Consider the following 23,578-nt stretch of genomic DNA (forward strand, 5'->3'; position numbering starts at 1 on the left):
ATGACCGATTTCGCCACTATCGAGCTGGAACACGACCCCCGCGGCTTCACCACCCTGTGGCTGAGCCGGGAAGACAAGAACAACGCCTTCAACGCCCAGATGATCCGCGAGCTGATCGTCGCGCTGGACCGGCTGGCCGAAGACGGCAGCCTGCGCTTCCTGCTGCTGCGGGGCCGTGGCCGACATTTCAGCGCCGGCGCCGACCTGGCCTGGATGCAGCAGTCGGCGCAACTGGACTTCAATACCAACCTCGATGACGCCCATGAACTGGGCGAACTGATGTATGCCCTGCATCGCCTAAAGGCCCCGACCCTGGCCGTGGTGCAAGGCGCGGCCTTTGGTGGCGCGCTGGGCTTGATCAGTTGCTGCGACATGGCCATCGGCACCGAAGACGCGCAGCTGTGCCTGTCGGAAGTGCGCATCGGCCTGGCCCCGGCGGTGATTAGCCCGTTCGTGGTCAAGGCCATCGGCGAGCGCGCCGCACGCCGCTATGCCCTCACCGCCGAGCGATTCAGCGGAGTACGTGCCCGTGAACTGGGCCTGCTGGCCGAGGTGTACCCGGCTGGCGAACTGGACGCCCAGGTCGAAGCCTGGGTGGACAACCTGCTGCACAACAGCCCCCAGGCCCTGCGCGCCACCAAGGACCTGTTGCGCGAAGTGGATGACGGCGAGCTGAGCCCGGCCCTGCGCCGCTATTGCGAAAACACCATCGCCCGCATACGCGTCAGCGCCGAAGGCCAGGAGGGCCTGCGCGCCTTCCTGGAAAAACGCCGCCCCGCCTGGCAAACCGAACAGAAGAAGGAACCGCGCCCATGAGCCGTCCCACGTTGACCACCCTGCTGGTCGCCAACCGCGGCGAGATCGCCTGCCGGGTGATGCGCACCGCCAAGGCCCTGGGCCTGACCACCGTGGCCGTGCACAGCGCCACCGACCGTGACGCCCGCCACAGCCGCGAAGCCGACATCCGCGTCGACCTGGGCGGCAGCAAGGCCGCCGACAGCTACCTGGTGATCGAAAAGCTGATCGCCGCGGCCAAGGCCAGCGGCGCCCAGGCCATCCACCCCGGCTATGGTTTTCTATCGGAGAACGCCGGCTTCGCCCGCGCCATCGAACAGGCCGGGCTGATCTTCCTCGGCCCACCGGCCAGCGCCATCGACGCCATGGGCAGCAAGTCGGCGGCCAAGGCGCTGATGGAGGCTGCCGGCGTGCCGCTGGTACCGGGTTACCACGGTGAAGCGCAGGATATCGACACCTTCCGCGCCGCCGCCGAACGCATTGGCTATCCGGTGCTGCTCAAGGCCAGCGCCGGCGGTGGTGGCAAGGGCATGAAGGTGGTCGAGGAGGAAAGCCAGCTGGCCGACGCCCTGGCCTCGGCCCAGCGTGAGGCACAGTCGTCGTTCGGCGATGCGCGCATGCTGCTGGAAAAATACGTGCTCAAGCCACGCCATGTGGAGATCCAGGTGTTCGCCGACCAGCACGGCAATTGCCTGTACCTGAACGAGCGCGACTGCTCGATCCAGCGTCGCCACCAGAAGGTCGTGGAGGAAGCGCCAGCCCCGGGCCTGTCCCCGCAACTGCGCCAGGCCATGGGCCAGGCGGCGGTGCGCGCGGCCCAGGCCATCGGCTACGTGGGTGCCGGTACCGTGGAGTTCCTGCTCGACGCCCGTGGCGAGTTCTTCTTCATGGAGATGAACACCCGCCTGCAGGTGGAGCACCCGGTCACCGAGGCCATCACCGGCCTGGATCTGGTGGCCTGGCAGATTCGCGTCGCCTGTGGCGAAGCGCTGCCGATCACCCAGGAACAGGTACCGCTGCTCGGCCATGCGATCGAAGTGCGGCTGTACGCCGAGGATCCGGCCAACGAATTCCTGCCGGCCACCGGCACCCTGGCGCTGTACCGCGAGTCGGCGCCGGGTGAAGGGCGGCGGGTGGACAGCGGGGTCAGCGAGGGCGATGTGGTGTCGCCGTTCTACGACCCGATGCTGGGCAAGCTGATTGCCTGGGGCCAGGACCGCGAGCAGGCGCGCCTGCGGCTGCTGGCGATGCTCGATGAGTTCGCCATCGGCGGCCTGAAGACCAACATCGCCTTCCTGCGCCGCATCCTCGCCCACCCGGCGTTTGCCGCGGCGGAGCTGGACACAGGGTTTATCCCACGTCACCAGGACGTCCTGCTGCCAGCGGTCGAAGCCCTGCCCGCGCCGTTCTGGGAAGCTGCCGCCGAAGCCTGGCTACAAAGCGCGCCGGCCCTGCAACGCGAGGACGACCCGGCCTCGCCGTGGGCCGCCCACGAGGGGCTGCGTCTGGGTCTGCCAGCGCGTAGCAGCCTGCATTTGCAGTGTGAGGGGCATGAGCAGGCGGTCGCCCTGGAGCGCACTGCGCCGTCTGCCTACCAGCTCGTTGGCGAACAGCTGTGCCACGACCAGGACGGCATCCGTCGTCGCCATCTGGCCGTGCGCCGGGGCGGCACACTGTACCTGCAATGGCACGGCGAGCTGCATGCGGTCAGCGTGCATGACCCGATTGCCGCTGCTGAAGCCAGCCATGGTCATCAGGGTGGCCTGGGTGCGCCAATGAACGGCAGCATCGTGCGTGTGCTGGTCGAGCCGGGGCAGGTGGTGGAGGCAGGCACTGCGCTGGTGGTGCTTGAAGCCATGAAGATGGAGCACAGCATTCGCGCGCCCCATGGCGGGACGGTGAAGGCGTTGTTCTGCCAGGAAGGGGATATGGTCAGCGAGGGGACAGTGCTGGTGGAGTTGGAGGCGGAGTGATGGCGGCAATGTGTTCGCCGAAAGAGTTTTGGCGCCTATGAGATCGAGCGCCGCCCGCGCGGCGCATCGCTGGCAAGCCAGCTCCCACATCTGTTTAGGGCCAATTACTTCTGTTGTTTCATCGCTGTACGCCTTGCTGGCACGACGCGGTATTGAGGTGGGCACCACTGGCGCCTCGCTTGACTTGAGGCATGCGCCAAGGCGGGCAGCGGTACCCTAACAGGCAAAATTGGCCCGAAACAAATGTGGGAGCTGGCTTGCCAGCGATGCGCCGCGCGGGCGGCGCTCGATCTCAAGAGCGCTGCAAAGCTACCGCCTGGCACCTGGCCGCCCCAACGCGGTCCCCGCGCAAACCTAGAGCACCCCGTGCATCCGCACCACAACACCAAGGAACTCGCACCCCTCCTCGCACAGCACGGTGGGATACAAGGTATTGAGCGGCCTGAGCATCCGCTGCCCGCCCTCCTCGATCAACTCCCTCAGCACCGCGGGCTTGCCCGGTTGCCGGGCCACCACCAGCCTGCCTGGCGCAACTTCGATCCCGGCATCCACCAACACCAGCACGCCCTGCGGCAAGCTCCTGCCACGGGTGGCGTTCATCGAGTCATTCTCCACCGGTAACCAGAACGCATTGCCGGCAGGCATATAGCCAGTCAGTTCCTGGGTTTCACTGGACTCGGGCAATGGCCCCTGCAGATCGGCCCAGCTCAACACCGGGAAGCGGAAACTGGCATGGCGCAATGCGTTCACCGGCAACGGCCGGTCCACCGCATAAACGCCTCTACTTTCGCGGGTGATACTCCGTTCGACCACCATCACCCTGGCCTCCAGGGACACCAGCCCAAGCTGCTCCAGCTTCTCGTTGACGGTCTCCAGGGTCGGCCGGCGCGTGCCACGCAACCAATGGCCGAGACCGCCCTGGGTCATCCCTAAGCGTTCGGCCAGTTGATATTGCTTGAGGTTGTGCTCGCGCTTGTAGCGCGAGAGAAATTCGATCCAGTTTTCCATGGCTGTGAACGATACGGACTGGATGAATGGCTTCAATACACATCCTGAATTATCTTAACAGATATCAATAATACAGAATGACCTAACATCATTCGCTCATTGTCCTGGAACGGATTTCATAGGTGCAGTCATGAGCAATTCGAAAAAAGAAGAAACAGATCTCGACGAAGAGGCCGCCCGCCGCGCCCTCGACTTCTACCTCAACCCCACCCCTACCCCGTCGGAACTGCAGCGCCCACTGTGGACCCTGCGCGAAGGCGTCACCGGCGAGCAAGCAAACGAACACGCCATGGCCCTGCTGCGCTGCGCGGCAGCCACCGCACAGGAAACGGGCGCCCATCTGCAGGGCACGACACGGGATGTGGTATTTGCCCTGATGCACATGGTCAACATGGCGCGGGCCCTGCTGGAACAGCGCAAAACCACGGAACAAGGGGCGATATAGAAGGGAGAACGTGACAGCCGACGAACGGCAAAAGCCCCGATTGCCGGGGACGAGGAGCGCAACAGGAAGATTATTTTACCGATAACCGGAAAAATCATTTGACTGGCAAATGATAACGATTATTATTGCACTCAGCAGGTCGCGAGACCCGCTGGATAACCTGCAACGTCCTCAGGTCGGACGCTCAGATTATCTCCTCATCAGGCTAATCACGGTTTTTGACCCGGCTTTTTGCCGGGTCATTTTTTTTGGCTCTTCAGGCTAATGAAGATCGTTAATGCCGGCGATGATAGCAAAACTGTGTCAGGACGTGAACGCTCATTACAAATCTTTGCCGAATCAGCACTTGAGAATCAATCTCGTTAAGCTTAAGCTGATCTCGCGTCAAGGAAGATGCCCCCACCCCCTCCCCCAATGAGCAAGGAGCTGTTCATGACCCGCTTGCTACTGCCCCTTGAGCATGACCCTCAAATCGCCAAGCAGCATGATCAGGACAACCTGATGCATGCGCTCAAACGCCTGCCGCGCCGGGTGCAGCAAGTCTTTCTGCTCAACCGTCTCGACCAACTGGGCTTCGCCGCCATCGCCGAACGCCTCGACCTGCCCTTGATCAGCATCGAGCGCCACATGAACCAGGCCCTGCAGACCACCCGCGCACAAGGCGACGCCGTGGCCAGCATTGCCGGGCAATGGTATGTGCGCCTGCAAAGCCCTGAAGTGACCGCCAGCGAACGCATCGACTTCCGCCGCTGGCTGGATGCGGCCCCCGAACATCTGCACGCCTTCCAGCAAACCGAACTGCGCTGGCGCAGCCTGCTCGCGCCGGCACGCCAACTGGGTGACGACGGCTGGTATCGGCAGGGGCGCGCCGCATTGTCGTTGGGTGGGTGTTCAATTGCGCTCGGGCTGGGTGTCGCCGCACTGGTGGCACTGGGTTTGTGGGCCTGAAGGATTCGCGATCATTGTAGGAGCGGCCTTGTGTCGCGATAGGGCCGCAACGCGGCCCCAGGATCTCAGCGTCCCCGCGTAGATTGCTGAGGGCGCTACGCGCCCCTATCGCGACACAAGGCCGCTCCTACACAGGGATCGCGTCAGCCCGTGAGAGCATTCGCTGCACAATCCCGCCACCATGCGGTGTACAGTACCGTCACAACAACGCCAAGACAGGAGCCTGGCAATGACCGTGACGCTGTCCCCGCTGCAGATCGACTGCGACTTCGACTCCGGCAACATCCTGGTGCTGGACGCCAGCAACCCCGCGCAGGTCCACCTGAACATTCGCCCGGACACCAACAGTGGCCACTTCCAGTGGTTCCACTTCAAGGTCAGCGGCCTCACCCCTGGCCAGGTCCATCGCTTCAGCCTGGATAACGCTGCCGAGTCCTCCTACAAGAATGCCTGGACCGGTTACCACGCCGTGGCCTCCTACGACCAGCAGACCTGGTTCCGCGTACCCAGCCAGTTTGACGGCAAGGCACTGAGCTTCGAATTGAAGGCCGAGCAAAGTCAGGTGTGGTTCGCCTACTTCGAACCCTACACCCGCGCCCGCCACAACCAACTGATCGAACGTGCCCGGCAGATCCCCGGCGTAACGCTGCTGGCCAACGGGCGCAGCGTGCAGGGCCGTGACATCCCGCTGCTGCGGGCAGGCGACGGCGCCGTCGGCAAGCGCAAGCTGTGGATCATCGCCCAGCAGCACCCAGGCGAGCACATGGCCGAATGGTTCATGGAAGGCGTGATCGATCGCCTGCAGGCCAACGATGAAGTCATCCAGCAATTGCTGACCAAGGCCGACCTGTACCTGATCCCCAACATGAACCCGGACGGCGCCTTCCTCGGCCACCTGCGCACCAACTTCAAGGGCAAAGACCTCAACCGCGCCTGGCAGGACGCCAGTGTCGAACTGAGCCCCGAGGTGTTCTTCGCCCAGAGCCAGATGAAACTGCATGGCGTGGACGCCTTCGTCGATGCCCATGGCGACGAGGAAATCCCCCACGTATTCACCGCTGCCTGCGAGGGCAACCCGGGTTACACGCCGCGTATCGCCAAACTGGAAGAGCAGTTCCGCAGCACGCTGTGCAGCCTGACGCCGGACTTCCAAACCAAGTACGGCTACACCCGCGACGAACCCGGCCAGGCCAACATGACCTTGGCTTGCAACGCCGTGGGCCAAGCCCATGACTGCCTGTCGCTGACCCTGGAGATGCCGTTCAAGGACCACGACGATGCGCCGAATCCGCGTACCGGCTGGTCCGGCGAGCGGTCGAAGGCACTGGCGGGCGCGGTGCTGGAGACGTTGCTGAAGATGGTCGACGATCTGCGCTGAACCACCGTGGGAGCGGGCTTGCCCCGCGATTGGCGTCGGAATTGATCTGAAGCCAATCGCGGGGCAAGTCGCAGCGGCGCACCGCCGCTCCCAGGCCCCCCGGCCAGCTCAGAACTGCACATCCAGGATCACATTGTCGAGATAGCTCCCCGCCGGCGGCGTGGCCTGGTCGGTATACACCTTGGCGTTGTAGTTGAACGTCTGGCTGCCCGTGCCGGTGCCATTGCCGGGATTCACATCGGCATCGCTGCTCGAGCGCCGCGCCGACGACAGTACCCCCCAGCGCACGCTGCCACCACTTTTGAAGATGTCGTAGGCCAGGTAGTTGCCGGCGCTGGATTTCATCCGCCGCCGCCCGCCCGCCACGTTCTGCCCGTCATCCAGCCCCACCGTGTAGCTGCTGCCCTTGGTGCACGACAGGCCGATGCTCTGGTTCACCGTGCCGAACCCGGCCACCACCGGCGCGCTGGCGAAGCTGATGTTGGGGCTGGTGATCTGGCAGTCGTTGCTGACCGTGAGGGTGACGGTGAGGGTCTGGTTGCCGCTGCCAATATCGCGCCCCAGCACACAGGCGCCCAAGGCGCCGACGCCCGCGCAGTAGTTCCAGCTCCAGGCGATGTTCAGCGTTTCCTGATACAAGCCTGCCGCCACGTTGGCGCCGATCACGGTTTTGAGGTACAGCGGCACGCTCTTGGGCGTGGTGCCATTGAGCAGCCCCAAGGCGTCGATGATGCCGTTACGGGCGAAATCGAACTGCACACCACGGCTGATCGGGTAGCTCGTGGTGGCGTTGGCATACAGCGTGTAGGGGATCACGTCGCCCGTCGGCCCTACCAGCCCGCTGGTGCTGGAGGTGATGGTGGCATAGAAGTGATCGTTGGTAGCCAGCAGCGACAGCAACGAGCCGGTGCACTGCAACCCGGCGTTGCTGGATGAAGCGCTCTGTATCGTGGTGCGCACCAGGGTCGAATTGATCGTGCCGAACGCCGCCGGCGCCGTCGCCACCGAGGAGCACAGGGCCCAGGCCGCGCCCGGCAGCATCCAACCGGCCAGCAACCACAGGCAACGCGCCGCCGCCCTCACTGGCACACCAGCGGGCCGATCAGCGGGATCGGCCCCTCCCCGTCGGGCAGTTCGAACGCGACCTGGCATTGCCCGCCATCGGCCTTGCTCACCTGCAGATGATTGCTCGGCGACAGGTTCTCCAGGTACACCAGGCCATCCCAGCCCACCACCGCTTCGGCGCCACTTTCCCGGTGCAACACCCGGCTGCCCAGCTTGAGTTCCTGCTGGTTGCCGTCGACCAGCACCAGGCTCGCCGCCAGCACGCGCTTGAGCGGGAACTCCAGCAGGTAGCCGCTGCCGCGGCGCACCGCCACGCGTTGCTCCACCTCCGGCGCCAGCACATCGGCCGGCAGCTCCATCGGGTCGATCTCGTATTTGCCGCGGTAGTAGCCGCTGCTGTAAGGCACCAGCAAGTGGCCGTTGCGGTCGGTTCGGCCAATTTCCTGGTTTTCGTAACGCACCGGCACATCGGCATAACCGTTGGTGCTGACCACCACGAATGCGTCGTCGATGCGGTTGGCGGCGAACAGCCCGGCATCCATCAGCACCACCGAGCCGCTGGCGTCAGCCCAACGGGTCATCTGCTCGGGGTTGCCATACAGCCCGGCCTGCAACTGCACCGACTGCAGCCGCCAGGTCAGGTCGGCCTGACGATAGTCACCGCTGGTACCGCCCGTGGCATAGCCGAGGTTGTAGCCGACGCCGCCGCCCACCGGCACCGCGTGGCTGTAGTTGACCCGTTGCAGGTCCTGGCCGTCCTTGCTGCGCTCGGCGCTGAAGGCCAGGGTGCCGTGCAGGTCGAAGGGGATCACCAGTTGCGCCTGCACCGCCCACTGGCTGTCGCCGACATCGCGGTTGGCCGACAGGTACAGGCTGCTGTTACCCCACAACGGCTTGCTCCAGCTCAGGTTGATCAGCCGGGTGCGCGTGCCATCACCGGCACGTATGTCGAAATAGCCGGCGCCCAGGCTGCCGTAGCTGTCCAGGTTGAGGCTCACGGTGGCCTGTTCGCTGCGTCGGCTCAGCCGGGTGTAGGGGTTGTCCACCAGCGACAGGTCGGCGTAGTCGCCATGGCGCTCGATGCGCTGGTAGTTGAAGCCCAGCCGGCGGCTGTTGTACTGGTAGCCCAGCGCCACCTGCTGGCCAGTGTCACCGTCGAAACGGCTCTGGGCCACGGCGGCGTTGAGTACCCCGAAGGTGCCCAGTTGCAGGTTGCCGCCCAGGCCGGCAAGCATCATCGACGCGGCGGTTTCGGCATGGGTCTCGACGGTGAAGTAGTCAGACAGGCCATGGCGCAGGCTCGCCGAGGCGACGCCCGGCCCATAGGCAAAATCGCGGACGGCGTAATCGCGGCGCAGGCTGCCGGCGGCCACCGAGTAATCGGTCAGGCCTTTGGCCAACAGGCTGCTGGTGACATAGAACGGCAAGGTGGTCGATACCTGCCGGCCCAGGGCATCGGTAGTCACCACCACCGCCTCGCCGGCGCCGTTGATGAACGGCACATTGGTCAGGGTGTAAGGGCCCGGCTGCAGCTCGGTGGTACTGCTCTTGTAGCCGTTGATGAACAGGTCCAGCGAGGTGGGCACCGCCGCCTCACCGGCAAAAGCCGGCAGCGGGTAGGTGACCAGGTCGGGACGCGCCCCGAAGTCGCGGGACAACTGCAAGCCACCGATACGCACCGAGGTGCTCCAGGGCAAGGCGCCAGTGACCAGGTCGCCGGCTTCATAGGTCAGCAGCCGCTGCTCGTCGGTGTAGCGGAAGGTGGTGTCGTAGCGCAAAAAACCCTGGCGGGTATCGCTTTGCGCACCGTTGAACGCCTGACGCCACTGCCCGGTGGTGGACAACGTGCCCCAATCGTCGAACAGGCGCAGCTCGTTCCAGGCGGCCAGATAAGTGCCACCGTCATCGGTGTCGTTGAGGTAGGCATCGTAGTTGAACAAGGCACCGAAGCTGGTGCGGGTATCGCTGGCCGGGTACAGGCTGCGCCCGCCCACCTGCTGGTCGGGCAGCCAGGCCGCTGGCACCTGCAGCAGCAAGCGCTGGTTCTGGCTGTCGTAGTCGGTGTGCAAGCCGGCAATGGCGTCCAGCGCCACCTCGCCCTGGGGCTCGCCGGGCAGCTTGATGCCGGCCGCGCGCAACACCTCGCTGTCCAGGTACAGGCGCCCGGCGCGCTGCTGCACCGGCACCAGCTCAGCCTTGCCCACCTGGTTCACCAACAGGTCGAGGTACAGCGTGGCATCGGTGATGGCGGCCTGCTCGGTGGGTGGCGGCGGCAATTCGTCGGCCACGCCCACACCGGGCACCAGTACCGCCAGGCCCAGCCACACACGGTGCGCTGCCACCCGCACCCAACTCACGCACGATGTCCAACCATTGTCGGGTCCTCCCTGGCCCCTGTCGTTCGTTCAATGCCGCGTCACTGCCCTTGCCGGATGGCTTGCGCAACCTCCTGACCGTTGACCCGCCCCTTGAGCACACTGGCCGCACCGGGTGCGGCCGGCACCGGCCAGCGCATGCTCGCACCCGGCAGCACATACCCCAGCAGCCCCTCGACCAGGGGTTTGTCTTGCCCGCCTTGCTGCAACACCACATCGGTGAGCCGGGCGTGCACCGGGCCGGTGTTGCGCAGTTCGACATAGGGCTTGCCCTGCACCGTCACCGCGCGCCAGCTCAGTTGCGGCTTGCCCACGCCCTCGGCACTGCGCTTGCCGTCCGGGTCGGGCTTGCCCCACAACCCTTCGCCATAGACGAACAACGGCACCGAATAGCGCATCTGCAGGCGGATTGCCGCCTTCGGCCCGTCGCTGGCGGTGTCGGCCGGCATCGGCGACGGGATTTCGTCGATGATGATGCGGTAGGCCTGCTCCTGGCCGACCGGCGAACTGCCGGTGCGGGTCAGGCGAATCAGCTGCTTCTGCCCCGGCGCGATGTTGGCCACCGGCGGGCTGCCGATGATTTCGCGCTGGGCCTGGAACTGCTCCTGGTACTCCCCCTGGCGCCAGGCGAATACCCGCACCTGCAGGCTGGCCGGCGCCGTGCCACGGTTTTCCAGCCACAGCGCGCCAGCCTTCTGCTCGGCCTCCAGCACCGGGTCGATCGGCCAGATCAGCACCGACGTCGCCGCCATGGCCTGGGTACCGGCCAGCAGCAACATCCCGAATAGCGTTTGCGCCAGTTTCGCGCTTGCCCCCATGCCCCTCTCCTTCTGCATCCAATGGTTCACAGCGCCGGCTTCACCAGCTCACCGTCACTTGCACCACATCGGTATAGGTCCCCGCCGGCAGGGTGCCGGGCAAGGCAGTACGGCCGTAGACCGGCAACTTGATCGCGGTCGGGTCGCTGTAGCTCACGGTGACGCTGCTGCCGATGGCCAGGCTCTGGCTGAAGGCGGCGTCGCGGTACAGCTGGTAGGCCAGCAGCTGGCTGCCGCCGCTGCGCTTGAGGTTGCGGGTGCCGCTGGCGCTGTTCTGGCCGCCGTCCAGGCTCATGCTCATGGCCACCCCGGGGGTGCACTGGAAGGTCACCGTGGTGCCGCCGAGCGAAGTGCTCAAGGTGGCAGTGGACAATGCCGAACTGGTGCCGAAGTCCAGCACGCCATAGGTAGTCACCCCGCCAACCACCAGGCAGCCGGCAACGATCTGCGCGCTCACCTGGAAGGTGCTGCCGGTCGCGGCCAGCGCGCCTTGCGCCAGCAGCAGGCCCAGCCCGACACCCGGCAGCCGCCATGCGCCAGGCATGGCTCAGAAGCTCAGCTCGACCGCCACCGTGTCGGTGTACACCCCGGCCGGCAGGCCCGCCTTGCCGCGCGCCTGGCCATACAGGTTGACGGTCTGCGCCACGCCGGTGCTGGTCGGCAGGGTGATGGTGCCGTCGATGGCCAGCAGGGTCGTATGCCCGGCGTCGGTGTAGAAGTCATAGGGCACGAAGTTGCCGGAGCCATCGGCCAGCGCGCGGGTACCACCGGCTGACTGCCCATCATGGGAGCCGCCGCGCACCTTGATCACCGGTATCGTGCCCGACGAGCAGAGGATGCTCATGGCGCCGCCGCCGCCACCGAGCACTTGCCCGTTGGCCGTGGTGAACAGCGAATCCTGGGTGCCGAAATTGAGGTTGCCGAAGTTCAGCCCCGAAGTGCCGCCAGTGCCGTTGACCTGGCAGGCAGCGGTCAGCGTCAGGGTCGAGTTGATGGTGCCGGTAACCGTGGCCGCCTGGGCCTGGGCTGTCAGCGCCAGGCCAAGGCCGACGAGGATGCAGCGGGTCATGTGCTTGGGCATGAGGGTCTCCTTGCGTGTTACCAGTCCAGTGTCACCCTGAGGGTGTCGCGATACAGCCCGGCAGGCAGCGCGCGCGGTTGCGCGACCACCACGCCGTAGATAGGCACGGGCACCTGCTGCGTGCCGCTGATGGTGAAGGTACGGGCCTGGCCGACCACATAGCGGCCGTTGCCGCTTGGGTCGACCGCCAGTTGGTAGGGGATCAGTTCACGGCCATTGCTCAGCCGGCGCACGCCGTCGCTGCCATTGAGCCCGCCATTGATCCGCACGCTGAAGGCACGCACCTGCGGCGAGCAACTGATCTGCAGGCTGCCCTCGCCGCCCGCCTCGTCCACCCGACTGGTCAGCGCCTGGTCCCAGGTCGGGCCGCGGGCGCCGAAGTCGATCAGCCCGGGGTTGCCCAGCGACGCCGGCTGCTGGCCGCTGTCGATCTGGCAGGCCGCACTGATCACCAGGCGGGCCTGGATGAAGCCGGTGCTGGTGCCATGGGCGGCGCCACTGGGCAGCAACAGCGGGCCGAGGGTGAGCAGCAGTAGCGAAGTGCGTTGCAGCGCGTCCTTGTGCATGGTGGCGTGTCTCCTCACCAGGTGACCGTGACTTTGAGCAGGTCGGTGTACAGGCCAGCGCGTGGCACCCAGGCCAGGGTGTCGATCCGCGCAAACAGGGGCAGCTCCACCGAACCGCTGCCCGGCACCCGCGCCGACTGCGCCACCCCCACCTCGAGCGGCTCGCGCCAGGCAGCGTCGCGGAACAGGCGGTAAGGGATCGGCTTGCCCTGGCGGTCGTCGCTGGCCAGGTAACGCAGCGCACCGATGCCGCCATGCTGGCCGCCATCGACGCGCACTTGATAAGGGGTATCGGGGTTGCACTCCAGGCGCGGCGGACGCTGGCTGAACAATGCGCCACTCAAGGGCGCGCCCGGCCCGTCCAGCCGGGCTGCGCTGCCCAGGTCGATCACCCCGAGGGCCTGGGCACCTGCCTCGCGCTGCTGGCCGACCAGCATGCAGCCGCGTTGCACGCGCACCTGCACGTCCACGAGAAACTCTGCAGCCACGGCACTGCCGCTCAACCACAGGCCCAACAGCGCGGCCATCAAGCGTTGCATCAGCTGTCGATCCTTGTCTGGAAGGGTTGAGCTTGAGCGTAGCAGCGCGATCGGATCCGAACAGCCGTGGGATCCCCCTCTTTGGCATTAATGAAAAGGGCTGGCAACGCGCGGGAAACACGCAACAACCTCTGCGGAAATTCACCTTGAACGCCGGGGGGCATCAATACATCCCACACCCCAAAACACCTTGTTCCGACAAAAACAGCCAGCCTTCTGTTACCGTCATGCCTCATGCATGGACGGAACCAGCAGGAGATAACTTTGAGCACTACCGCCAACCCGCTCGACCAAGCCATCGAGCGTTGCGCCGAGGAGCCGATCCAGGTGCCTGGCAGCATCCAGCCCCAAGGCTTTCTGCTGGTACTGGACGAACATGACCTGCGCATCCTGCAGGCCAGCGAAAACATCGACCAATGGCTGGGCACGTCAGCCAGCGAGCTGCTTGGCCAGGCCCTGCCTGCGCTGCTCGAGAGTACCTTCGACCTGCGTGGCCAGCTGGGCCGCCTGCCCGTCGACGAGGTCTTCCCCTTTCATGTCGGTGATGTGCGCCTGCACGCGCAAGCGCCCTGCCAGGCCACACTGCGGATACTGGCCCACCGCCACGACCAGGTACTCATCCTCGAATTCGAAACCTGTCGCGAAACGGATGCCCAGCAAGGCGACTACTACCCGCTGGTACGTGCCTTCATCAGCACCCTGCACCAGGCCACCAGCATCGAAGAACTGCTGCAGCGATCGGTGCGGCAGATCAAGCGCATCACCGGCTTCGGCCGGGTCAAGGCCTACCGTTTCGATGCCCAGGGCATCGGCACGGTGCTCGCCGAAGACGCCGACCCCGGCTACCCGCGCTATCTGGGCCTGTGCTTCCCGGCCTCGGACATCCCGCGCCAGGCCCGCGAGCTGTACCGCATCAACCGCATCCGGGTGATCGAGGACGCCGACTACCAGCCCTCCCCGCTGCTGCCTGCCGCCAACCCGCGCACCGGCAGGGCCCTGGACATGAGCTTCGCGGCATTGCGCAGCGTCTCGCCGGTGCACCTGCAGTACATGCGCAACATGGGCACCCAGGCCTCGATGTCGCTGTCGATCGTGGTCGATGGCCAGCTCTGGGGGCTGATCTCCTGCCACCACGACCAACCCCGCGCAGTAGGCTTCCAGACCCGCACCGCCTGCGAGCTGCTGGCCAATGTGCTGTCGCTGCAGATCGAAGCCCACGAAAAGCATGCCAGCACGCGTCGGCTGCTCGACCTGCGCCAGCACATCGTGCGCATGCTTGCGTCGATGGCCGACCACGACAGCGTCAGCGCAGGCTTGCTGGCCCTGCCCGAGGTGATGCTGCAGTTTGCCGGGGCCTCGGGCGCGGCGATCATCAGCGCCGAGCGCTGCGACCTGATTGGCAAAACGCCACCGGCGGCGCAGGTCAACGCCCTGGTGCGCTGGCTGGCCGAGCGTGGCGACGAGACGCTGTTCCACACCGACAACGCACGCCGCGACGTCGAGGGGCTCCCAGAGCTGGCCGAGCATGCCGCCGGCGTGCTGGCGGTGGCCATCTCGCAGCTGCATTCGCACTACCTGCTGTGGTTCCGCCCCGAACAGGCACACACGGTGAACTGGGCCGGGCGCCCGGATAAACAGGCAGGCCCGCTGGGCAACCTCAACCCGCGGCACAGTTTCGACTGCTGGCAGCAGGAGGTCCGTGACTTCAGTGCCGCCTGGGACCCACTGATCATCGAAGGCGTGACCGAACTGCGCGGCGCGGTGCTGGGCATTGTCCTGCGCAAGGCCGAGGAGCTGGCGCAACTGGCGGGCGAGCTGAAGCGTTCGAACCAGGAACTCGAGGCGTTCTCCTACAGCGTGTCCCATGACTTGCGCGCACCGTTGCGGCATATCGCCGGCTACAGCGAGTTGTTGGGCGAGATCGAAGGCGGTCAGTTGACCGAGCGTGGCAAACGCTTCCTCGGCCATATCGAGGAAGCCGCGCAATTTGCCGGCACCCTGGTCGACAACCTGCTCAACTTCTCGCAGATGGGCCGCTCGGCGCTGCGTCTGTGCGATGTCGACTTGAATGCGCTGGTCGAGGTGATCCGCACGGAGCTGGCACCGGACTACGCCGGGCGGACGATCACCTGGGCGGTGGCGCCGCTGCCCAAGGTGATCGCCGACCCTGCGTTCATCAACATGGTCCTGCACAACCTGATCGCCAACGCCATCAAGTACAGCCGTGGCCGCGAATCCGCCCATATCGAGATCGGCGCCGTGCGCCACCGCCACGAAACCGAGGTGTACGTGCGCGATAACGGGGTAGGCTTCGACATGGCCTACGTCGACAAGCTGTTCGGCGTGTTCCAGCGCCTGCACCGCATGGAGGAGTTCGAAGGCACCGGGATCGGCCTGGCCAGCGTGCGGCGAATCATCGAGCGCCACGATGGCCGGGTGTGGGCCAACGGCCAGCCCGACCAGGGCGCCAGCTTCCACTTCACCCTGCCCCACCAACCGACGACTGCCTGAGGCCGCTGACGATCATGCTCAAGCCCATCCTGCTGGTCGAAGACAACCCCAGGGACCTGGAGCTGACCCTGCTGGCACTGGAGCGCAGCCAGCTGGCCAACGAGGTGATCGTGCTGCGCGACGGTGCCGATGCCCTGGACTACCTGTTGCGGCGCAACACTTACGCCGGGCGTGCCGAGGGCAACCCGGCCGCTATGCTGCTCGACCTCAAACTGCCCAAGGTCGATGGCCTGCAGGTGCTGGCGCAGGTGCGCGCCCACCCGCAGCTGCGCAGTATCGCGATCGTCATGCTGACCTCGTCCCAGGAGCAGCCCGATCTGCAGCGCGCCCATGAACTGGGCGTCAGCGCTTATCTGGTCAAGCCCGTGGAGTTCAAGGACTTCGTCAGCGCGATCGCCGGCCTCGAGGTGTTCCGGGCACTGCTCGACGAACCCGCGCCCGGCGCGAAGCACCTGGACCACTGAGGCCGGCACGATGCAACAAACACCGTTGAAACTGCTGATGGTCGAAGACAGCAGCATGGATGCCGAGCTGATCCTGATACGCCTGGAGCGCAGCGGGCTGCAGGTGCAGCCAACGCAGGTGTTCGAGCATGTCGGTGCCGAGCAGGCTCTGCGTGAGGGCCGCTTCGACCTGATCCTCTGCGACTGCGTGCTGCCGGGTTCGTCCGGCGCCGACGTGCTGGCCACGGCCCAGCGCCTGGCACCGGACGTACCGTTCATCTTCCTGTCCGGAATCTACGGCGAAGAACACGCGGTAGAGATGATCCGCCTGGGCGCCACCGACTATGTGCTGAAAAAGAACCTGACACTGCTGCCCAAGGCCGTGCGCCGGGCCTTGGGCGAAGTGCAGGAGCGTCAGCGCCGGCGCCAGGCCGAACAAGCCCTGGCGGATGTCGAGGCGCGCGCGCGTATCGCCATCGATGCCGCTGGCATGGGTACCTGGGACTACCACCCGCAAGACGGCCTGATGCGCTGGGATGAACGCTGCAAGTTGCTGTTCGGCCTGCCGCTCGACGCCACAATGAGCCTTGACCTGTTCTATGCCGGCATTTACCCCGATGACCTGCCGCGGGTGCGTGAGGCGGTCGAGCAAGCCATGCACCCGGACAGTGATGGCAGTTACCGGGTGGAGTTCCGCATTGCCCAGGCCGGCAGCCCGGAGCCACGCTGGCTGCTGTCCAGCGGCCAGACCCAGTTCAGCGAGGGCCGCTGCGTGCGGTTTTCCGGGGTGCTGCAGGACATCCACAGCCAGCGCCAGGCCACCCGTGCCCTGGAGCAACTCAATGAAATGCTCGGTGAGCGCGTCGAGCGCCGCACCCGCGAACGCGACCGCGCCTGGGAGCTGTCCCAGGACTTGCTGGCGGTACTGAACAAGGACCTCACTCCCGTGGCGCTGAATCCGGCCTGGGAGGCCTGCCTGGGCTTCAGCCGTGAACGCCTGGGGCAGATCTCGCTGCTGCAGTTGCTGCCCGAGGATGATCAGGACGCCTTGCTCACGCAGCTCGCCGCCTTGTCGCTCGGCCACAGCAGCGCACGTTTCATCGGCCGCATCCTGCACGCCAGCGGCCAGCAGCGCTGGTTGTCCTGGGTGGTGGTAGCGGACGACACGCTGTTGCACGTGGTAGCCCGCGACATCAGCAGCGAGCGCGAAGCCGCCCTGGACCTGGCCAAGGCCAACGAACGCCTACGTGAGCAAATCGCCGAGCGTGAGCGCGTCGAGGCCGCGCTGCAACAGATGCAACGGCTGGAAGCGGTTGGCCAGCTCACCGCCGGGGTGGCCCACGACTTCAACAACCTGCTGACGGTAATTCTCACGGGCGCCAGTTTCCTCCAGAACGAGCTGGACAACGGCCGGCTGGACAAGGCCGCCAAGCGCCTGCAGAACATTCGCGAGGCCGGCGAGCGCGGCGCCAAGCTGACCGCGCAACTGCTGGCCTTCTCGCGCAAGCAGCGCCTGGAGCCCGTGCCGTTGAACCTCAACCGGACCCTGTCCGGACTCGAGGAGTTGCTGCGGCGCACCCTGGGCGGCAGCGTCTCGGTACGCCTGGAGCTGGACACCTAGCTGTGGCAAGCGCTGACCGACCCGACCCAGACCGAGATGACCATCCTCAACCTGGCGATCAACGCCCGCGATGCCATGCCCGGCGGCGGCCAACTGACCCTGGCCACCCGCAACACCCGTATCAGTGCCCCGCCGCGCAACCCGCAAGACCCAGAGCCCGGTGAGTACGTGATGCTGAGCATTCGCGACACCGGTTGCGGCATGAGCGAAGAGGTCGCGGCCAAGGTGTTCGAGCCATTCTTTACCACCAAGGGCGTCGGCAAGGGCTCGGGGCTGGGCCTGGCCCAGGTGTTTGGCTTCGCCAAGCAATCCGGAGGCGGCGTGAGCCTGCAGACTACACCCGGGCGCGGCACTCAGGTCAGCGTGTACCTGCCCGCCGTCCGGGCACAGGCCAGCGCCACGCTGCCAGCCCCGCCCAGGGTTGGCAGCCAGCTGGCCGACGGCGGCAACCACCACATCCTGCTGGTGGATGACGACCATCTGGTACGTGAACTGATCGGCGACCTGTTGCGCCGCCTGGGCTACCAGGTACGCGAGGCGCACAGCGGCGAACAGGCCCTGGCCCAGCTCGACGAGCGCACCGACCTGCTGCTCACCGACTTCGCCATGCCCGAATTCAATGGCGCGCAACTGGCCCTGGCGGCCCGCGAGCATTTCCCGCAACTGCCGGTGGTGTTCCTCACCGGCTACGCCGAGCTGGACAACATGGAGCTGCCGAACAGCCTGTTGATCCAGAAACCGGTGCACGAGCACGTGCTGGCCCTGGCACTGGCCGAGCTGCTGAAAAAACGGGGAACAGAAACGAAAAAATCGCCCTGAGGCGATGGCGAGATACTGCTTAGAGATAGAGAAAATGGCAGGGGCGGCTGGATTCGAACCAACGCATGGCAGGATCAAAACCTGCTGCCTTACCGCTTGGCGACGCCCCTGTATCGGATATGACAAGTGACTGATGCACTGTCGATCTGATCATTCACCGTTCAGCTTGTTGCTGCTCGGGAATGGTCGGCACTTTACCAGCGTTGTTTGCAGGTGGGAAGCTTTTTTTGAAAAAAAACGCTGGAAAACAGCAGGTTAGTAAAAATCGCCCGTTTTGCCTGGCCCATCCACCGCCGGTTGTTGGTGCAACTGTTTTCTTGTAGGAGCGGCCTTGTGTCGCGAAAGGGCCGCAGCGCGGCCCCAGGATTTCAGCATGAAAGCAGAAATCGCCGGGGCCACGCTGCGGCCCTTTCGCGGCACAAGGCCGCTCCTACAGTGGAAGTGCAAGCGCGTTTAATGGGGTTGCCGGGCACATTCCCGATTGGTCAGAATCCCCGTCGCGCACGCTGCGCCCTGCCCTTTCCCTGCCTAGGAGCATGCCGTTGTCCACCTGGATTCCAGCCCCCCTGCGCCAACTCAATCAACGCCTGCGCGGCCCTGCGCCACAGGCCGGCGCGCTGATGGCGCATTTCCGGGACAAGGCCGCCGAACGCGGCTACACCCTGAGCGACGGCCAGTGCCGGGTGATCGAAGCCATGGCCACGCAGTTGGCGGCCCAGGGCGACGGACAGCCACGCAGCCTGTACCTGCATGGCTCGGTTGGCCGCGGCAAGAGCTGGCTGCTCGACAACTTCTTCGCGGCGGTGCCGGTGGCACAGAAGCGTCGCCTGCACTTTCACGATTTCTTCGCCCGCCTGCACCAAGGCATGCACCGCCACCGGGCACTGGACGATGCCATGGGGGCGACCCTCGACGAATTGCTGGGTGACGTGCAGGTACTGTGCTTCGATGAATTCCACGTGCACGACATCGGCGACGCCATGCTGCTGACCCGGCTGTTCAACGCCCTGTTCGAACGCGGCATCTTCCTGCTGGTGACCTCCAACTACGCGCCCGAAGGGCTGTTGCCCAACCCGCTGTACCACGAGCGCTTCCTGCCGGTGATCCGCCTGATCAATAGCCGCATGCAGGTGCTGGAAGTGGGCGGCGATACCGATTTTCGCAGCCTGCCGGCCAACCGCGAGCACCAGTGCTTCACCCAGGGGCGTTACGTCTGGCCGGGGAATGCGGCGCAGCACCAGGGCCTTGACCTGCCCGCCCGGCAGCCGACCACGCTACAGATCAACAACCGGCCATTGCGTGCCCTGGCGGTGGATGGCCGGCGGGTAATGTTCAGCTTCAGCGGGTTGTGCGAGCAGCCCACCGCGGTGATCGACTACCTGGCGCTGGCCGAGCAGTACGATCAATGGATCATCGACGGGCTGGACGACCTGGCCGAATGTTCGCTGGCGGCGCAGCAACGCTTCGTCAACCTGGTGGATGTGCTGTATGACCAGGACCGCCAGCTGACGGTGATCGGCCAGCGGGCCCTGCAGGAAAGCCTGGGCGGGGCGATTGCCGACCTGATGCGTACGCGCAGCCGGCTGGGGCAGTTGCATCAGGTTGGGCCCGATTAAGCCGGCACCTCGCTTGTGTAGAAGCGGCGGCAGAGTTCGGTGCTCACCCCGCCCTTGGCAAATCCGCCAATACCCCCTCGATCTCCCCCAACACCGCCGGATCATCCAGGGTCGAAGGCGGCACATAGTCCTGCCCATCGGCAATCTTGCGCAGCACCGCACGCAGGATCTTGCCCGAGCGGGTCTTGGGCAGGCGCTTGACCAGGCGCACCCGGTTGAAACAGGCCAGCGCACCGATATGCTCGCGCACACTGGCCACCAGCTCGCTCTGCAACTGCAGCTCGCCGATGCCCTGCCCGTCCTTGAGCACCACCAGCGCCAGCGGCACCTGGCCCTTGATCTCGTCGTGCACACCGATCACCGCGCATTCGGCCACCGCCGGGTGGCGGGCCACCAGGTCCTCCATCTCGCCGGTCGACAGGCGATGGCCCGAGACGTTAATCACATCGTCGGTGCGGCCCATGATGTAGACGAAACCGTCGTCATCCAGGTAGCCACCGTCACCGGTGTGGTAATACCCCGGATAGTTGTGCAGATAGGCCTGCAAATAGCGCTCGTGGTCGCCCCACAGCGTCTGGCTGCAGCCAGGCGGCAATGGCAAGGCGATGACGATGGCGCCCTGCTGGTTCGGCCCCAGCAGCTTGCCGTCGTCGTCCAGCACCTGCACGTGGTAACCCGGCACCGCGCGATTGCTCGAGCCTGGCCGGGCCGCACTGCCCTCAAGGCCCACGCAGGGGGCGGTGACCGGCCAACCGGTCTCGGTCTGCCACCAGTGGTCATGCACCGGTTTGCCACTGACCCGCTCCAGCCATTCATGGGTGCTGGAGTCGAGCTTTTCGCCCGCCAGGAACAGTTGCCGCAACGAGCCCAGGTCGTGACGGCGGATCAACTCGCCCTCCGGATCCTCCTTGCGAATCGCGCGCATGGCAGTTGGTGCGCAGAACAGCGCGTTGACCTTGTATTGCTCGACGATGCGCCAGTATGCCGAGGCATCGGGCGTGCGGATCGGCTTGCCCTCGTAGAACACCGTGGTGCAGCCACTCATCAAGGGCCCGTAGACGATCAGCGAATGGCCGACCACCCACCCCACATCGGAAATCCCCCACCACACATCGCCCGCCTGCATGCCATAGATGTGGCGCATGGCGTAGCACAGGGCCACGGCGTTGCCGCCGTTTTCCCGGACGATACCCTTGGGTTTGCCGGTGGTGCCGGAGGTATACATGATGTACAGCGGATCGCCTGCGTCCAGCTCGACCGGGGCCACCGGCTCTGCGCCGGCCAGCGCTTGCTGCCAGTCCAGGTCGCGCCCTGGCTGCAGCTCGGCACGCGCCTGCTGGCGCTGCAGCACCAGCACCTGCCGCGGTTGGTGGCGGGCCAGTTGCAGGGCACGGTCGACCAGCGGCTTGTATTCGATCACCCGGTCGAACTCCAGCCCGCAGGAAGCGGTGAGCAACAGCACCGGCCGGGCATCATCGATACGCAGTGCCAGTTCGTTGGCGGCAAAGCCGCCGAACACCACCGAATGCACCGCGCCAATGCGTGCGCAGGCGAGCATGGCCATGGCCGCCTGCGGCACCATCGGCATGTAGATGATCACCCCGTCGCCCTTGCCCACCCCAAGCGTGCGCAGCAGGCCGGCCAGGCGCGCCACTTCGTCGCGCAGTTGCAGGTAGGTGTAGGTCTGCTGCACGCCGGTCACCGGCGAGTCGTAGATCAGCGCCAACTGCTCGCCCCGGCCCAGCTCGATCTGATGGTCGAGGGCCAGATGGCAGCTGTTCAGGCGGCCGTCGGCGAACCAGCGGTGGGTGCCGTCGGGGTTCTGCTGCAGGGTCAGGGTTGGCTTGCGCTGCCAGGCCAGCTGGTCGGCCTGGGCCTGCCAGAAGGCCGCGGGGTCGGCGATGGAGTGGGCGTAACTGTGCTGATAGGTCATTGGTTCGCAACCCGGTACTTGTTGTTATTGAAGGGCGAACCTTGAGTATGGACCGGCGCCACGTGCCCGCCACCGGACTAAAGTCGCAACCCTTATGCAGATTTGCAGCAGGCTGCGCCGGCACGTGGCGCCAGGGTTCAGGGGGCTGACTGGGTGGCTGGCAGGCTTTGCCCGCGCCCGGCCAGGCGCCGGTAGGCGATGGCCAGGCCGGCGAACCACAGCGGCATTGCGTACAGCGCCATGCGGGTGTCCGGCTGCAGTGCCAGCAGCACCAGCACGAACAGCAGGAATGCCAGGCTCAGCCAGGCCATCGGCACCCCGCCGGGCAGGCGGAAGCTGGCCCGGGCGTGGCGCTCGAGGTGGCGCCGGCGGTAGCCCAGGTACGCCACCAGGATGGTCGACCAGGTGTAGATCACCAGCACCGCCGACAGGCTCGACACCAGGGTGAACACCGTCATCACCTCGGGGAAGATGAACAGCAGCAGCACCCCCAGCAGCATCAACAGGCACGAGAAGCCCAGGCTGGCCAGCGGCACGCTGTTGCCCGACAGGCGCCGGAACACACCGGGCGCCTGGCTGCGTTCGGCCAGGCCGAACAGCATGCGGCTGGTGGAGAACACGCCGCTGTTGGCCGAAGAGGCGGCCGAGGTCAGCACCACGAAGTTGACGATCCCCGCCGCCGCCGGGAAGCCGGCCAGCAGGAACAGCTCGACGAAGGGGCTGCGGTTGGGCGCGACCTTGGCCCACGAGGTCACGGCAATGATGCAGGCCAGGGCTACCACATAGAACAGGATGATGCGCACCGGGATCGCGTTGATCGCCTTGGGCAGGCTGCGCCGCGGGTCGCGGGTTTCGGCGGCGGTGGTGCCGATCAGCTCGGTGCCGGCGAACGAGAATATGGCAATCTGAAAGCCCGCGAAGAAGCCAGTAAGCCCATGGGGAAACGCCGCTTCCGGCTGCACCAGGTGCGACAGCGAAGCGGTCACCCCGGTGGGCGACACGAACGCCGTGGCAATCAGCACCAGGCTCACGGCGATCAGTGCCAGCACGGCGATGATCTTGATGATCGCGAACCAGAACTCGACCTCGCCGAAGGCTTTCACCGTCAGCACATTGAGGGTGAACAGGGTGACCAGCATCGCCAGCGCCGGCGCCCAGGCCGGCGCCCCGGGGAACCAGTACTGGAAGAAGCCACCGACCACCACCGCATCGCCGACCACTGCCACGCTCCAGCTGAGCCAGTACGACCAGCCGAGGAAAAACGCCGCGCGCGGGCCGATGTAGGCGCCGGCGAAGTCGGCGAACGACTTGAAGTTGAGGTCTGACAGCAATAGCTCGCCCATGGCGCGCATGACGAAGAACAGGAAGAAACCGATGATCATGTAGACCAGCAGGATCGAGGTGCCGGACAAGGCGATGACCTTGCCCGACCCCATGAACAGGCCGGTGCCGATGGCACCACCGAGGGCGATCAGCTGGATATGGCGGTTGCTCAGGGTGCGTTGCAGGTGGCGGCCGCTTGGGGCTGCCGAAGAATCAGGCTGCATGGGGAAACCTCTGGGTTTGTTGTTGGTGTTTTCGAGGCAGGATTTCTTGTGTCTTCAACGCCCTCATCGCGGGGCAAGCCCGCTCCCACGTTCACAC

At 65.7% G+C, this 23,578-nt stretch carries 18 protein-coding genes, 1 tRNA gene and 1 pseudogene; 9 read left to right on the forward strand and 11 right to left on the reverse strand.

Annotation, left to right across the window (positions count from 1 at the left end; translation table 11 throughout):
- Together ABE459_RS03460 and ABE459_RS03465 are read left to right on the forward strand one after the other, a co-directional pair.
- Complete coding sequence (locus tag ABE459_RS03460) at positions 1-816, forward strand: gamma-carboxygeranoyl-CoA hydratase (protein ID WP_125858160.1); 816 nt, start codon at positions 1-3, stop codon at positions 814-816.
- Entirely contained in the window at positions 813-2,768 is a 1,956-nt protein-coding gene (locus ABE459_RS03465) for an acetyl/propionyl/methylcrotonyl-CoA carboxylase subunit alpha (RefSeq protein ID WP_323833712.1), read from the forward strand. Before ABE459_RS03460 ends, ABE459_RS03465 begins: the two co-directional genes overlap by 4 nt.
- A gap of 354 nt (positions 2,769-3,122) precedes the next feature.
- Here ABE459_RS03465 and ABE459_RS03470 read toward each other — a convergent pair whose 3' ends face one another.
- Positions 3,123-3,776 (reverse strand): S24 family peptidase, encoded by a 654-nt coding sequence (locus tag ABE459_RS03470; protein ID WP_125463520.1) that lies wholly within the window; start codon positions 3,774-3,776, stop codon positions 3,123-3,125.
- A gap of 130 nt (positions 3,777-3,906) precedes the next feature.
- Here ABE459_RS03470 and ABE459_RS03475 point away from each other — a divergent pair, with 130 nt between their 5' ends.
- From ABE459_RS03475 to ABE459_RS03485, 3 genes are all read left to right on the forward strand, one after another.
- A complete protein-coding gene (locus tag ABE459_RS03475) occupies positions 3,907-4,221 on the forward strand; it encodes a hypothetical protein (protein WP_125463519.1) in 315 nt (104 codons plus the stop codon).
- 432 nt (positions 4,222-4,653) lie between these two features.
- Entirely contained in the window at positions 4,654-5,169 is a 516-nt protein-coding gene (locus tag ABE459_RS03480; protein WP_323833710.1) for a DUF4880 domain-containing protein, read from the forward strand.
- A gap of 229 nt (positions 5,170-5,398) precedes the next feature.
- Positions 5,399-6,547, forward strand: coding sequence for a M14-type cytosolic carboxypeptidase (locus ABE459_RS03485; RefSeq protein ID WP_323833708.1), 1,149 nt, complete (start codon positions 5,399-5,401; stop codon positions 6,545-6,547).
- Positions 6,548-6,655: 108 nt separating this feature from the next.
- Here ABE459_RS03485 and ABE459_RS03490 read toward each other — a convergent pair whose 3' ends face one another.
- From ABE459_RS03490 to ABE459_RS03520, 7 genes are all read right to left on the reverse strand, one after another.
- On the reverse strand, positions 6,656-7,588 hold the full coding sequence (locus ABE459_RS03490) for a spore coat U domain-containing protein (RefSeq protein ID WP_258706599.1): 933 nt from the start codon (positions 7,586-7,588) through the stop codon (positions 6,656-6,658).
- Positions 7,589-7,626: 38 nt separating this feature from the next.
- The gene (locus ABE459_RS03495) at positions 7,627-9,960 is read right to left on the reverse strand and encodes a fimbria/pilus outer membrane usher protein (RefSeq protein ID WP_346647918.1); all 2,334 of its coding nucleotides are present in this window, start codon (positions 9,958-9,960) and stop codon (positions 7,627-7,629) included.
- A gap of 68 nt (positions 9,961-10,028) precedes the next feature.
- Entirely contained in the window at positions 10,029-10,766 is a 738-nt protein-coding gene (locus ABE459_RS03500) for a molecular chaperone (protein ID WP_258706597.1), read from the reverse strand.
- A gap of 79 nt (positions 10,767-10,845) precedes the next feature.
- Positions 10,846-11,349, reverse strand: coding sequence for a spore coat U domain-containing protein (locus ABE459_RS03505; RefSeq protein ID WP_323833706.1), 504 nt, complete (start codon positions 11,347-11,349; stop codon positions 10,846-10,848).
- Between the two features lie 3 nt (positions 11,350-11,352).
- Entirely contained in the window at positions 11,353-11,886 is a 534-nt protein-coding gene (locus tag ABE459_RS03510; protein ID WP_125463515.1) for a spore coat U domain-containing protein, read from the reverse strand.
- 17 nt (positions 11,887-11,903) lie between these two features.
- Positions 11,904-12,437, reverse strand: a complete 534-nt coding sequence (locus ABE459_RS03515; RefSeq protein ID WP_125466171.1) for a spore coat U domain-containing protein — start codon at positions 12,435-12,437, stop codon at positions 11,904-11,906.
- A gap of 29 nt (positions 12,438-12,466) precedes the next feature.
- A complete protein-coding gene (locus ABE459_RS03520) occupies positions 12,467-12,994 on the reverse strand; it encodes a spore coat U domain-containing protein (protein WP_323833725.1) in 528 nt (175 codons plus the stop codon).
- Positions 12,995-13,255: 261 nt separating this feature from the next.
- Between ABE459_RS03520 and ABE459_RS03525 the strand changes: the two genes are divergently transcribed.
- The 3 genes and pseudogenes from ABE459_RS03525 (at position 13,256) to ABE459_RS03535 (ending at position 18,385) form a co-directional block, all read left to right on the forward strand.
- Positions 13,256-15,502, forward strand: a complete 2,247-nt coding sequence (locus ABE459_RS03525; RefSeq protein WP_323833704.1) for an ATP-binding protein — start codon at positions 13,256-13,258, stop codon at positions 15,500-15,502.
- Positions 15,503-15,516: 14 nt separating this feature from the next.
- The gene (locus tag ABE459_RS03530) at positions 15,517-15,966 is read left to right on the forward strand and encodes a response regulator (protein WP_125463512.1); all 450 of its coding nucleotides are present in this window, start codon (positions 15,517-15,519) and stop codon (positions 15,964-15,966) included.
- A 10-nt stretch (positions 15,967-15,976) separates the two neighbouring features.
- Positions 15,977-18,385, forward strand: a pseudogene (locus ABE459_RS03535) (response regulator).
- 35 nt (positions 18,386-18,420) lie between these two features.
- On the opposite strand, the gene ABE459_RS03540 reads toward ABE459_RS03535, so the two are convergent.
- Positions 18,421-18,495: transfer RNA gene (locus tag ABE459_RS03540), tRNA-Gln, on the reverse strand.
- Between the two features lie 432 nt (positions 18,496-18,927).
- On the opposite strand from ABE459_RS03540, the gene zapE reads away from it, so the two are divergent.
- A complete protein-coding gene (gene zapE, locus ABE459_RS03545; protein WP_346647917.1) occupies positions 18,928-20,001 on the forward strand; it encodes a cell division protein ZapE in 1,074 nt (357 codons plus the stop codon).
- Positions 20,002-20,044: 43 nt separating this feature from the next.
- Here the strand turns inward: zapE and ABE459_RS03550 are convergent, their stop codons facing one another.
- Complete coding sequence (locus ABE459_RS03550; RefSeq protein ID WP_323833875.1) at positions 20,045-21,934, reverse strand: propionyl-CoA synthetase; 1,890 nt, start codon at positions 21,932-21,934, stop codon at positions 20,045-20,047.
- Positions 21,935-22,071: 137 nt separating this feature from the next.
- On the reverse strand, positions 22,072-23,481 hold the full coding sequence (locus tag ABE459_RS03555; protein WP_323833873.1) for an amino acid permease: 1,410 nt from the start codon (positions 23,479-23,481) through the stop codon (positions 22,072-22,074).
- Positions 23,482-23,578 lie beyond the last annotated feature (97 nt).

Source organism: Pseudomonas sp. TWI923, from assembly GCF_039673365.1.
Classification (GTDB): Bacteria; Pseudomonadota; Gammaproteobacteria; order Pseudomonadales; family Pseudomonadaceae; genus Aquipseudomonas; species Aquipseudomonas sichuanensis.